Annotated in this window: 10 protein-coding genes; 5 read left to right on the forward strand and 5 right to left on the reverse strand. The window is 65.2% G+C overall.

Features of this window, described 5'->3' with window-relative positions; translation table 11 throughout:
• The first annotated feature begins 773 nt into the window (after window positions 1–773).
• Complete coding sequence (locus AB0M45_RS29890) at window positions 774–2,543, forward strand: acyl-CoA dehydrogenase (protein ID WP_364336064.1); 1,770 nt, start codon at window positions 774–776, stop codon at window positions 2,541–2,543.
• 216 nt (window positions 2,544–2,759) lie between these two features.
• Window positions 2,760–4,010, forward strand: coding sequence for a cytochrome P450 (locus tag AB0M45_RS29895; RefSeq protein ID WP_364336066.1), 1,251 nt, complete (start codon window positions 2,760–2,762; stop codon window positions 4,008–4,010).
• Window positions 4,011–4,020: 10 nt separating this feature from the next.
• Here AB0M45_RS29895 and AB0M45_RS29900 read toward each other — a convergent pair whose 3' ends face one another.
• Window positions 4,021–5,082 carry a glycerophosphodiester phosphodiesterase family protein gene (locus AB0M45_RS29900; protein ID WP_364336068.1) on the reverse strand — a complete coding sequence of 354 codons (1,062 nt, stop codon included), beginning with the start codon at window positions 5,080–5,082 and terminating at the stop codon, window positions 4,021–4,023.
• A 263-nt stretch (window positions 5,083–5,345) separates the two neighbouring features.
• Between AB0M45_RS29900 and AB0M45_RS29905 the strand changes: the two genes are divergently transcribed.
• The gene (locus tag AB0M45_RS29905) at window positions 5,346–6,098 is read left to right on the forward strand and encodes a TIGR02206 family membrane protein (RefSeq protein WP_364336070.1); all 753 of its coding nucleotides are present in this window, start codon (window positions 5,346–5,348) and stop codon (window positions 6,096–6,098) included.
• On the opposite strand, the gene AB0M45_RS29910 is transcribed toward AB0M45_RS29905, so the two are convergent.
• Together AB0M45_RS29910 and AB0M45_RS29915 are read right to left on the reverse strand one after the other, a co-directional pair.
• Window positions 6,029–7,252 carry a cytochrome P450 gene (locus AB0M45_RS29910; RefSeq protein ID WP_364336072.1) on the reverse strand — a complete coding sequence of 408 codons (1,224 nt, stop codon included), beginning with the start codon at window positions 7,250–7,252 and terminating at the stop codon, window positions 6,029–6,031. The two genes, AB0M45_RS29905 and AB0M45_RS29910, sit on opposite strands and share 70 nt — an antisense overlap.
• A gap of 208 nt (window positions 7,253–7,460) precedes the next feature.
• Window positions 7,461–8,237, reverse strand: a complete 777-nt coding sequence (locus tag AB0M45_RS29915) for an MBL fold metallo-hydrolase (RefSeq protein WP_364336074.1) — start codon at window positions 8,235–8,237, stop codon at window positions 7,461–7,463.
• Window positions 8,238–8,356: 119 nt separating this feature from the next.
• Here AB0M45_RS29915 and AB0M45_RS29920 point away from each other — a divergent pair, with 119 nt between their 5' ends.
• Both AB0M45_RS29920 and AB0M45_RS29925 read left to right on the forward strand, forming a co-directional pair.
• Window positions 8,357–9,337 carry an AraC family transcriptional regulator gene (locus AB0M45_RS29920; protein ID WP_364336076.1) on the forward strand — a complete coding sequence of 327 codons (981 nt, stop codon included), beginning with the start codon at window positions 8,357–8,359 and terminating at the stop codon, window positions 9,335–9,337.
• A 106-nt stretch (window positions 9,338–9,443) separates the two neighbouring features.
• Window positions 9,444–10,793, forward strand: a complete 1,350-nt coding sequence (locus AB0M45_RS29925; protein ID WP_364336078.1) for a family 1 glycosylhydrolase — start codon at window positions 9,444–9,446, stop codon at window positions 10,791–10,793.
• Between the two features lie 69 nt (window positions 10,794–10,862).
• Here AB0M45_RS29925 and AB0M45_RS29930 read toward each other — a convergent pair whose 3' ends face one another.
• A complete protein-coding gene (locus AB0M45_RS29930; protein WP_364336080.1) occupies window positions 10,863–11,789 on the reverse strand; it encodes a hypothetical protein in 927 nt (308 codons plus the stop codon).
• Between the two features lie 2 nt (window positions 11,790–11,791).
• Window positions 11,792–12,841 (reverse strand): 3-oxoacyl-[acyl-carrier-protein] synthase III C-terminal domain-containing protein, encoded by a 1,050-nt coding sequence (locus AB0M45_RS29935; protein WP_364336082.1) that lies wholly within the window; start codon window positions 12,839–12,841, stop codon window positions 11,792–11,794.
• Window positions 12,842–12,850: the final 9 nt, after the last annotated feature.

Here is a 12,850-nt window from a genome sequence, read left to right on the forward strand (position 1 = left end):
TGGTGATGGCCGATGCGCCGCCGTGCCGATGAGAGGCACAGCGAGATGGGAGCGGCCGGCACGGCTACAGGCCAGCAAGGCAGTTGCAGTACTTGATCGCCCGAATGCTCGATGCACGGCTCGATCACTGAACTTCCGAAAAGATACCGGCCGTTCCGTAGATAAAGAATCCTGGCGAATCGGCAGACAGATCTGTCGCCCGATCGGCGCGGGTACTGCCTGGTCAGCCGGGTTCGGCAGAACACCAGGTCATCCGCCAGCCAAATGTTTGCTACGTTCGCCATGAGCCGCAAGACTGTTTGTGGCACAATACTTTTCGTGTCTCGGTCGGTCAATGGCAACTCTGCGGCAACGGTGATGTCGCAGGTCGACGCGACCGCAATCGGCTCGGCAGCGTGCACACGCTGCTGCCCGGCCGATACCAACAGACCGCCCGCCCCACCGGCGAGACCGGATCGGGCGACCGCGGCTTTCGGAATTTCCCTCTGTGTTCCTGCGATTCCCCGAGGGCCGGGATCAGCGCGCGTCGACTCCGCGGCGCGGTGCACGAAACCCGGTGGCCGGGTCGCGGAACGAAACCTTACGTGAAGGTGCGTGGTGCATTGAGCTTTTGACAGGTGATCGTCCGGCTCCCTTGTCCCGGTCCCCGGCGGTGTCCGTGTGAACGTGCGGTAACCGCTGGCTCCGATGCGTGGAAGTTCGGCAGCGATGGCCCATGTATGCCCAACGGTGGATGAGTAACCGCTGGGATCGGAAATGAGTAGGAGTCGGTTATGGTTACGCACGGGTATACGGAACGCACATCGCTGGCCGGGCTTCTTCGGCACGGCGACCTGGAGTTCCACCAGCAGCTGCAGCAGGTTCTGCGCAACCCGGACTTCGCCGTCACGGAGAAGCAGAGCCAGGAGCGGCGGCGAGAGAACGCGTATGACCAGTTGCGGTATCTGGTCAAGGAGATCGGCAGTACTCGCGCTGTCGCGACCAATCTACCGGAGCTGTTCGCGGTGTTCGACTGGTCCGCGGTGCTCGCGACGGACCTGATCCCGCTGATCTCCGGCCACTACAACTTGGCCTCGGGCAGCCTGTCCACCCTGACCGATTCCGACTCCGCCGCGCCGTACCTACAGGACCTGGATGACGCGTCCAGCATCGGCGTCATGCTGCTGACCGAATACGGGTGCGGCTCCAACATCGGATTCATGCAGACCACCGCGACATGGGACGGTAACGGATTCGTACTCAACACCCCGAACCCGCGGGCGCGGAAATTCATGCCCAGCGTTGGCATCCCGGTTGCCCGGGTCTGTGTCATCGGTGCACGGTTCATCGACGCGGCGGGCGTCGATCATGGCGTGCACCTGTTCACGGCGCGACTACGCGACGCCAACGGCGACCCGTGCCCCGGCGTGACGATCACCCAGCTCGACCATCAGCCGCTGGTCATCATGGACAACTCGGTCATCAGCTTCGATAACCTCCGGGTCGAGCGCAGTGCCTGGCTGAGCAACGACTTGGCCACCATCGATGATGAGGGTGTGCTGACCTGGCGCGACGAGCAAAGCCGGAAGCGGGGGTTCGCATCGGCGATCAGCCAACTGACCGTCGGGCGATTGGCGCTCTCATCATGCCTGAACGCCACGGCCCGCGCCGCGCTCTATATCGCGCTGCGCTACGCCGCCAAGCGGGTAGTGCCACTGACGCCTGTCGACAGCCCACTCATGGTCGATATCCCACACGTGCGCGACACACTGCTCACCGACCTGGCCGGCACTGTCGCCCGGACCATCTACGGTAACGCGATCAAGACCTTCCTCGCGGGCAGCGATCTCACTGATCGCGACACCGTCGTGTCGGTGATGTTGGCCAAGCACTTCATCCAACTGCATGCATTGGATACGGTGACGCACTGTCGCCTGAAGATGGGTGCGCAGGGCATGTTCAGCGCTAACCGGGTAGCCGACTACCTCGGAGTCTGTCATGCAGCCATCACTGGCGAGGGCGACTGTCATGTCCTCGGTTCCGTCGCCGGTCGCGTACTGGCCAAACAACTCGCCGGCACGCTGCCACCTGAACCCGGTCTGCACGATCCCGCCGACGCCAGCGACCGCGCACGATTGCTCAACGCTCGCACTCTGACGATCGTGCAAGAGGCACAGCAGCATCTGGCGACTCCAGCGCTCGCAGATCGGTTGGCGGTCATTCCGGAGGCGCTCAGCATCGCCGAGGCCTATTGCGCCGAAGAGGCCTTGCGGTTGCTCCATGAGCATGCCGATCATGCTGAGATCGCTGCTGTTCGTGATGTTTTCGCTCTGCACTATCTCGACCAACATGCCGCGTGGTATCTCACCCATGGTCTACTCGACATCGCTGCTGTCGAGACGACGAAGCAGCAGCTCCGTCACGCCATCGACAGCCTCGCCGACAACCTGCCGACACTGCTGGACGCCTTCGCCTTCGACGACGAAATCCTCGGTGCACCGGTACTGTCCGAGGATCTGCCTGCCGCGTGGGACTCCCGCTGCCACGACCCGCGCCGTCACTGATCCTGCCAAGGCAAGTCCGGATAGGGCGCCCCGCGGGGCGCCCTATCCAGGGCGTCGTAGCGGAACTCGTAGACCACAAGACCTGGCGCGATGTGCGGCCGAAACCAGCTCTGGTGACAGAAACCTGTTGGCAGGGAACAACTTAGCGACCCGACGGCCTTCGCTCGGCCCGCGACTTGGGTACTATGCTGCCGCAACCGACATCAAGGAGACTACGTGTATCCGCAGCACACGCATCAGGGTGCTACCGCCGACCCAATGTCGTCGATCGAGGTCATAGGTCCTCGGATCCCGATCTACAGTGCAGAATTTGCGGCCGATCCGCACGGGTTCTACCGCCGGATGCGTAGAGACTACGGGCCGCTGGTGCCGGTCGAGATGTGGCCAGGAGTGCCTGCGACCCTGGTTATCAAATATCGCACCGCCGTGCGCATTCTCAACGACTCCGACCGTTTTCCAGCCGATCCGAGTACCTGGCAGAAGACCGTGCCTGGCGATATCCCGATCATGCCGATGATCGAGTACCGACCCAACGCAATACGTACCAGCGGTGCGGAGCACGCTCGCTACCGCCATGCTCTGAACGACGCCCTGGACGGGATCGACCTGAACGACCTGCGATCCATGGTGGAGAGATCCGCCATCCCGATCATCAACACGTTTTGCAAGGACGGGAACGCCGACGTGTTGAGCCAGTACGTCCTCCCGCTGGTCTTCTCGGTCTTCTGCCAGGTACTCGGCTGTCCACCGGATATCGGTGAGCGGGTCGCGGAGGCCAGTGCCGCGATGTTCGACGGTGTGGATACGGAAACGGTGAACGCGAGGATGGGTCAGGCGTTGCTCGACCTTACCGCTCTGAAGCGCGCTCACCCGGCTGACGACGTCACCACGAGGCTGGTCCAGCATCCCGCCGGGCTGTCCGACGAGGAGATGGTGCATCAGTTGGTCCTGCTGTTCGCGGCCGGTGTCGAACCACCAATGAACCTCATCGGTAACACCCTGCTGATGATGCTGACCGATACCCGCTTTACCAACGATGGTAATAGCCTTCACTTGTCAACCAAGACCGCACTCCACGAGCGGCTCGCAACCGACCCGCCAATGGCGAACTATTGCATTACCTATCCTCGCCAGCCCATTCTGATCGAGGACGTATGGCTGCCTGCCAATCAGCCGGTCATCATCAGCATGGCCGCCTGTAATACGGATCCGGAGATGAACACCGGTGAATTCCTGGACAACGGATGGAATCTGGCGTTCAGCACCGGCCCGCACGCCTGTCCTGCGCACGCGCGGCCGTACGGGCTTCTGCTCGCGCAGGACGTCATCGATCAACTCCTGGACACCCTGCCGGAACTGAAACTAGCGGTTCCCAAAGAGGAACTCGTGTGGCGCCCTGGCCCATTTCACCGAGCATTGGCAGCATTGCCGGTCGTGTTCCCGCCTTCTTCTCCGTTTTATCTCTAGCCGACGAAGATCAAGGCCGGCGATATGCCTGGGGTAGCTGGTGGCCGCGGTCGGCCAGCACGGCGCGGAGCAGGTCCGGGCGGTTGGTGATGAGGCCGTCCACGCCGAGGTCGAGCAGTGCTGTCATCGTGGCGCGGTCGTCTACCGTCCAGGGCACCACGCGCATCCCGTAGCGGTGTGCCGCGCGTATGAGTTCGGCTGTGGTGAACGGCCGATAGGCAGGGTCGGTGACGGTGCCGTTCTGGGGGCTGCCGTGCACCGGCGATACCGCTGCGGCGCCGATGTATGCCGCGGCCGCGACGTACTTCTCCTGCGGCGACCCTGGGAAATCGTCGATTTCGATCCCGCCCAGCCATGGCGAGGCGCCCGGCTCACCGACCCGCAAATTCTGCTGGCCGCTGGTCAACGCGACGATCGGCAGGTCGGGCGCCACCTCCCGCATGCGCATCAGCGCGCCCCAGTCGAAACTCTGGATGGTGACCTGCTGTCCCACTCCCGCCCGGTGCACCTCCCCCGCCACAACGTGCACGAACTGCTCCCGCGACGCGGTCTGCTCCGGCGCGGCCGCCTCGACCTTGGTCTCGATATTCAGCATCACTTGATCGGCCCGATACGCGCGCACCAGATCGAACACATCCGACAGCAACGGCATTCGCGCTCCCGGAGCGGTCCGCTGCTCGGGGTGATCGGCCAATGGTAAAGAGCCGCAATCGATCGTGCGTACTTGTGCCAGCGTGAGATCCCGAATGTAGGTCGTCTCGGGCACATACGGAAATTTCGGGTCTCCCGGAAAGGCGGGAGCCGTATCCACACACTTCGCCGGACTCGGATCCCGATCATGGGTGACCACCGCGTACCCGTCCGCGGTGATCTGCACGTCCAACTCCAGCGTGCTCACCCCGAGCTCGAGCGCATTCGCGAACGCGGGCAGCGTGTTCTCCACCACCAGCCCCAACCCGCCCCGATGCGCCTGCAGATCGAACCGTCCAGGACCATCCGCCGACACCCGGCCCGCGCCGGACGACAGAAGACCAGCCGACAGAAGAGTCACCACGGCACCCGCTGCCCACATCCGCTGCACTGTTCTATCCTGCCGCCCACCGACCGGCTCCGGGTGAAACATCGGTCAACTGCCCACGACAGGACGCCTGCCCCGCGCCGTTCGGCAATGACGGCGCCGCCGACGACCGGCACCGGGTCCGGCCGCTGCGGAGACCGGGTCCATCAGCGTCGACGGCACGGTGCGCAGCACGAAGCCCACATCAGCGACGAGTTCACGGCGCAGGGCGGCGGCGAGACTTCGACGGGGCGTGCCCACGCTATAAGATCAGATAGGTGGACCCGCTATCGGCGCAGCGGGAGTTCTCCGCATACGGGCCGTCACACTGGGTGGTGCTGGCCGTGTTCGCGGCCGGGGCGGCGGTGGTCGTCCACATCGGGCGCACGCACCGTAGCCCCGAGAGCGCACGCCGATTCGGGCGCGTCTCGGGTGCCGCGATTATCGCGCTGTACCTGGCGATCTACCTTTCCACGATGGTCCCCCCGACGTTCGGCCGCTCGGTTCCGCTGCGACTGACCGATCTTGCGACCATGGTTGCCGCGTACGCGCTATGGTCGCACCGCCGCTGGGCGTATGCCCTGACCTATTACTGGTGCCTCACCTTGAGCACGCAGGCGCTGGTATCACCCGCGCTGCACAGTCCGGACTTCCCACACTACGAATTCCTGGCCTTCTGGGCGATTCACCTGGTCGTGGTCTGGACCGCGATCTACCTGACCTGGGGCATCGGCATGCACCCGGACTGGCGCAGCTACCGGATCGCCGTGACAGTCACCATGGTGTGGACGGCGGTGACCTTTGTCTTCAACGCCATCGCCGACACGAACTATGGCTTCGTCAACGGGAAACCCTCGACTCCCTCGCTGCTCGACGTGCTCGGCCCCTGGCCCTGGTATCTGATTACGGTGGCCGTGCTCCTACTCGCCGTGTGGGCCGTGATGACCTGGCCTTGGACTCGTCATCGCCGCACGGTGCCGAGGTTGACCGGCACCGACAGCGGGCCGATCGTGAAGAAGGACGGCGAGTAGGGGATGCCCTTCGGGTCGATCGCGAGGGTGAGTTCCGGCAGCCGCCGGTACAGCGAGGCGAGCGCGAGCCTTCCCTCCAAGCGGGCCAGCCCGGCGCCGATGCAGTACCGCGGTCCGTGGCCGAACCCGAGATGTCCGGCCCGCTGCTTCCGGGTGATATCGAACTGGTTCGCGGTCTCGCCGTACTCGGCCGGGTCGATGCCACACGCCTGGTAGGCCACGCCGACCGCGTTGCCCTTGGGGATGGCCACGCCCGCGATCGTGACATCCGTCAGTGTGAACCGCCAGCTGGTCATCATCACCGAATGCCGGTATCGCACGGTCTCTTCGACCACGTCGGACCAGAGGTCGTCGGCCTTGGCCAGCTCGAGCTGATCGGGGTGTTGCGCCAACGCCAGGATGGCGTGGCCGAGCATGTGGACCGTGGTCTCGTGGCCGGCGACCAGCATGATCCACAGGACGGCGACCAGCTCTTCGGACGTGAGCTTGTCGTCCTCGTCGCGGGCCTGCACCAGGCCTGTGGTGAGGTCGTCGCCGGGCTCCCGCTGCTTGCGCTCCGCCAGTTCGTACAAATACGCCATGAGCGCTTTCTGCGTCGAGAACGCCTCCTCGGGAGGAGTTGTGTGCGCCAGGAGAACAGCGGTCCAACGCCGCAGCCGATCCCGTTCCGGCTCGGGCACGCCGAACAGTTCGCAGATTACCGCCATCGGCAGCGCTTCGGTGAAGGTCGGAACCAGATCGACACCGTCGCCTGCGGCCACCACGTCGTCCAGCAGCCGGTCGATGATCTGTTGCACCCGCGGCTCCAGGGCCTGCACCCGGCCCGGCGTGAACGCCTTGCTGATCAGGCCACGGAGCCGCCGATGGTCGTCGCCATCCTTGGTGGACAGGTGGTCGCCCTGGACGACGGCACGCAGCGGCCAGTCCTCCGGAATCGAGCCGTCGTACAGGGCAGGCCAGTTCTTCGGTTCGCGGGCGAACGTCTTGTTGTCCCCGGCGAGGATCTCGCGTACGGCGTCGTAGGTCAGGGCGAGATATGCGGGCACGCCGCCGGGAAACTCCACCTCGACCACGGGCGCGATCTCCCGGAGCCGGATGCAGGTATCGAGCAGATCCTCGTTCGGGGCGGGGAATGCGGGCAGGCTGGTTGTCATGAGAATTCCCTTCTGCGCGTAACCCGCTGGGCCGTCTTGTGGCGGGTCGTGCACGAGTATCACGGCGAGCCCGCCCGGGGGACGATTGCATCGACGAATCCTGCCGCCAACCACAAGCCGAGCGTCACAAAACAAAAAGGCGAGGAACTCGGTGCGGACGGCGCGACCTGCCGAGGCATCGGCGCGAGGTCGTCCTGCGCTGTCTCCCCTACGCGACAGGGCTGAACGGTGCCCAATGTTCGATCGCGAACGCGCTGCCTTCGCGGCGCACCAGCGCACCACCTGGGCCGGGCAGGTGAGCGGGTAGCACCAATGCGTTCGTGTCGGCGGCTCGTTCCAGAAAGCGGCGTCGCTGCCGCGCGGCGGCCGGCTCGTCTTCGCTCAGGCATGCCTCGCACTCCGGTTCCATGAACTGCAGGAACATGTTCTGGTTGCCGAGCGCGCCGCTGATACCGCCCAGCGAACCGCGCTTGGGGTACCCGTTGACCGGGTTCCAGAACTCGAAGTCCGCCCGGGCGATCAGGTATTTCGCGCTCGGGAACGTCGGTACCCATTCGCGATCCACCAAACGGGTGTTCCAGCCGACGTGGTCGGCGTGCACGTGGGTGTTGACGACGATGTCCACGTCCTCCGGCTCGACACCGGCAGCCGCGAGACGGCTCAGGAAGTCGGTGTCCAGATGCGACCACACGCGCATATACGGGCGTTCCTTGTCGTTGCCCACACCGGTGTCGACGAGGATGGTGCGTCCCCCGCTGCGCAGCACCCAGGTTTGGGTGTACGCCTTGAAAAACGTGGTCTCCGGATCCCAGAAGTGCGGTGCCAACCAGTCCTGGTTGGACCGCCACATCTGCTCGGTGCTGCTGGGGAACACCACCGCTGCCGGCGCGATCGGAGAATGCCATTCCACGACGCGGGTGATCCGGACGTCCCCGAGCTCGATGGTGTCCACCACGATGTTCTCGCCTGTGTTTGCGGTACTCATGCGCTTGCTCGCTTTCCTCGCGCCGCACCCGAAGTCGTGCAGCGCCACCCACGCTATGAGCCCCGAACAGTCGCATCCATGCTTCGGTGCACCTGGAAAATACGGGAAAAGACCACGGCATGACCGCTTCTCGTAAGCTCGGGATCGTGGATGTCTTCAGCGAGGTGATCGCGACCGTGCGCACCGGCCAGGCAAAATTCACCCGCACGCGACGCACCGGAGCGTGGGGTAACCGGTTCGGCCCCTACCCCGGTGCCGGATTCCATGTGCTGCTGCACGGTTCGTGCTGGCTCACCCCGCCCGCGGGCGAACCCATCCCTTTGCACGGGGGTGATGTCGTATTCCTGCCACACGGCTCGGTGCACGGCATGAGTGACCGCCCCGATCGAGGCATCGATGCACTGCCGCCAGAGCCGCCCGGCGAATCGGATGAAGGCCCCGGCAACCCGACCGCCATTCGCGCGCACCTACTCTGCGGCGCCTACCGACTCCATCGCGGACAAGCGCATCCGTTTCTGCGCACCCTGCCGGACGTCGTGCACCTGCGTGCGTCGTCGGGCCACCACGATCTGCGGGCCGCGGTCGACCTTCTCGGAGCGGAACTGGCCAATCCCCGGCCCGGCACCCACTCGGCATTACCTGCTCGGATGGACCTGCTGCTGGTGTTCCTACTGCGCGCCTGGCTGGACGAGGAGTCGACCCGCCGGCCCGATCGGGGCTGGCCCGCGGCACTGACCGACCCGATGCTCGCCGCGGCGCTCAATCACATCCACACCGATCCGGCTCGCCGGTGGACCGTGCGCGACCTCGGTGCCGAGATCGGTATGTCGAAGACCGCTTTCGCGCGCAAGTTCGCCGCCATGGTCGGACAACCACCCATGACATACCTGACGTGGTGGCGGCTCAGCAGCGCGGCCCGGCTGCTGCGCGACACCGACGCGCCGCTCACCGCCATTGCCACCCAGGTCGGATACGCCTCCGAATTCGGCTTCGCCAACGCCTTCCGTCGTGAATTCGGCGTCGCGCCCGGCCGGTTCCGCCGCGACTCGCGCTCCGCCGGAAGCGACGAACACCAGCGACCGGCGGTCAATGCGGTATAGGTCGTGACCAGAGCAATCGAAGGTGATCCGGCGCTGCGGTGGGAGCGGATCTCGCGACACGCGGATTTCGACGATCTGGAAGCGAGTATCCGGTTACCCTGAGTCGATGCGATCCAGGTTCCATCGGTACGTCCTGGCCGCGCTCGCCGCCGCGGCGTCGACCCTACTGCTCTGCACACACTCCCCGGCAATTCCACCGATACGGCCGGCCGCCGCCTTGCCGCCGCTGGACGCGGGATTCCTCTGGGGTGTCGCGGCCTCCGGATTCCAGTCCGAAGGCCATGCGCCCGATAGCAATTGGACGCGTTACATCGCCGCGAACCCCGAATACGACGAACTGCACGATTCGGTCGACTTCTACGACCGTTACGAGTCGGACATCCGCCTGGCGGCCGACCTGGGCGTACGGGTGTTCCGAATCGGAATCGAATGGGCCCGGCTGCAGCCCGCGCCGGGGGTCTGGGACGCCGGCGCGTTCCGTTTCTACGACGCGGTCATCGCCAGTATCGTGCGGGCCGGGATGCGGCCGATGATCACGCTGGACCACTGGGTGTACCCCGGCTGGGCCGTCGATCGCGGTGGCTGGCGTAGTCCGGGCATGGTTGGGGACTGGCTGGTCAACATGCGAATGGTGGTCGACCGCTACGCATCCCGCGACCCGCTGTGGGTCACCGTGAACGAGCCGGTCGCCTATATCGTGCACGAGATCCGCAGGGGCGCTGCCGACGCGGCGCAGATGGAGGAGCGGATCGCGCAGGCGCACAACGCCATCTACGACTACATCCACCAGGTCCAGCCCGGCGCCCAGGTGACCAGCAACGTCGGCTATGTCGCCGGCTCGGAGGCCCAGGTCAATGGCGCGCTCATCGACCGCATCGCGGACCGTCTGGACTATGTGGGCGTCGACTACTACTTCGCCTACGATCCGGCGCAAGCGCTGCTCGATTCCATCGTGCGAGCCAGCGGGTCAGCGATGCCGAACCTGCCGGGGCCGCGCATTTGGGAGCTGCCGTTGCGGACGGAAGGTATCTACTACGCGCTGCAGCACTATTCGCGCCGCTTCCCGAACAAACCGATCTACATCGTCGAGAACGGAATGCCCACCGAAAACGGCCTTCCCCGCGCCGACGGCTACATCCGCAGCGATCATCTCCGCGACACCGTCTACTGGATCCAGCGCGCCAAGGCCGACGGCATCAACGTGATCGGCTACAACTACTGGAGTATCACCGACAACTACGAATGGGGCAGCTACACACCGCGATTCGGCCTCTACACGGTCAACGTGCGCACTGACCCGACGCTGACTCGCCATCCCACCGACGCCGTAGGCACGTACACGCAGATCGTGGCCGCGGGCGGAGTCCCCACTGACTACCGCCCCACCCGCGGCCCGGCCATCTGCTTCCTCGTCGATCCACCGGCCAGCTGCCTGAGCCCGGTCGCGAGCCCGTAGCGCGTAGCCGCCGCTGAGCGTGCTCCACCCGATCGGGCTGACGAGAGCACTGGGATCAGCGTTCGCGCTTCACCCACACGCCAGCATCGTCGGGTGTGACGGCGATGCCACGCGCGGGTGGTAGGCCAGACAGGCCGCCGATGCCCCATCCGCGGCCAGGAAGATCACGGTACGCGCAGTGTCGAGCAGGCCCGTATTGAGTGCGTTCAGGTAAGCGTGCACCGGGGCGGCGGTGTAGGGATCTCCGGTCGAGGAGTCGAAGCCGACGACCGACTGCGACGGGATGACGAGTGCATCCGCCAAGCGGGTGCGGAATCCGAGTGCCTGTGCTGGGGCCAGCAGCACCGCATGTCTCTCGGCGAAATCGCTGCCGTCGATTCCTTCCTCGTCCAGGCAGGCTCGTACCACCGCCGCGGCCAGATCGACCGGGTCGTCCGCACCGGCACGGACGGACATGACCGAACGTCCGTTGGTCCCGGCTTCGCCCAGCGCCACCCAGGCGATCGGCTCGTCCGAGCCAGCGGTGTGGCAAGTGTGCAGCCGTCCGAAACCACCTGCGGTAGGCGAGTTTCCGAGCAGTAGTGCGGCGCCGCCGGCGCTGTACGGGAAACCGGCGACGTCGCGCATGGTCGAGGGGTGGGCGTCGCCCGCGACGAGCAACGCGTACTCCACCGCGCCGGTAGCGAGAAAGGATTCGGCGGTCACGATGGCGTGCAGCAAGCCGGTGGCGCCCTGCATCAGGTCGAAAGAGAAAGTCGGCGCACGCCCGGCCTCGTAGGCGAGGCCCAGGCCGATCCGCTTCTGAATGAGTGCCGCTACCGCGGGCTCGGAGATGTTGCTGTCCCGGAAAACCCCCGCGTTGATCAGCATTCCGATCTCGTCGAGGCCGACATTGGAGCGCTCCACGCAGGTGCGCGCCGCCCGGGCAGCCAGTTCGAAGTAGCTGCCGGTGTCGGGGTCGGAGCTCGTCGCGGCCGAGATGATCGTCGTTGCCATGCTCATGCCTCCAAACGGGAGATGGTCGCGGCGAGATATCCGGAGACGATCCCCGACGCCGCCGGGATCATGAGAATCTTCGACCCTTTGGGGATCTTTTGTTGCCTCAGATGCTCGTGCAGTACCAGGAAATGCGAGGTCGAAGCCGTATTTCCGTAGTCGTGCAGCACGTTGAGAGCCTGCGGCATCGGCGTGCCGAAATGCCGTTCGGTCAGATCCGATATGTATTCGATGGCAGGCGCGCTGAATTGGTGGTGGATCCAGTAGTCGTACTTCTCGCTCTCCCAGGTGCGCCCGGTCTCGGCGAGAAAGTCGGCCATGCGGTCGATGGCCTGCTGGTAGCGGGCTTCGTTCTGCATGGCGCGGTTGTCGGTGTACATCGCGATCCCGCTGCCACGGTCGCTGGGCATGCCGATGCAGTGCTCGGCGCCCTCGGCTGCGGTCATGAGTTCGACGTAGTGGATCTCGTCGCGGTCGTCGCCGCGGTTGTCGAGCACGACCGCGACCGCCGCGTCCCCCACCGTCAACGCCGCGAATTGTGGGTCGTAGGGCTGGCTGATCTCACGGAGAGCCGTCTCGGCGATCGGCGTGATCTGCTCGCCGCTGACCACCAGGCCGTTGCGCACCACACCGGCCTTGATCATGCGGTCCAGGACCATCACCCCGGTGATCATGCCCGCACAGGCGTTGGACACATCGAAATGCAATGCCGCGTTCGCGCCGATCGCGTTGCCCAGCATCAGCGCGAAAGACGGTGCGTAACAGAAGATCTCCCTACCGCGGGTGCGCGTGATGGAGGCGGAGATGACGACGTCCAGCTCGTCGGCCGCGTAGTCGGAGTGCTGTAGACAGTCCTCGATCGCCCGCAACGCCAGCTCGAAGGATGACTCATACCGGTCCGGATCAGAGTCGTAGACGCGCCGATTCCTGATCCCGGTGATGCGCTCGAGGTCCAATGACCTCGGCACCGCGAGCTCGGCGATCAGTTCCTCGGTAGAACGGACAGTCGTCGGTGTGTACGAGCCGATCGACTCGAAACGAGTACGAAGCATGGTCCCCTG

Source organism: Nocardia sp. NPDC051787 (genome assembly GCF_040681325.1).
GTDB lineage: Bacteria > Actinomycetota > Actinomycetes > Mycobacteriales > Mycobacteriaceae > Nocardia.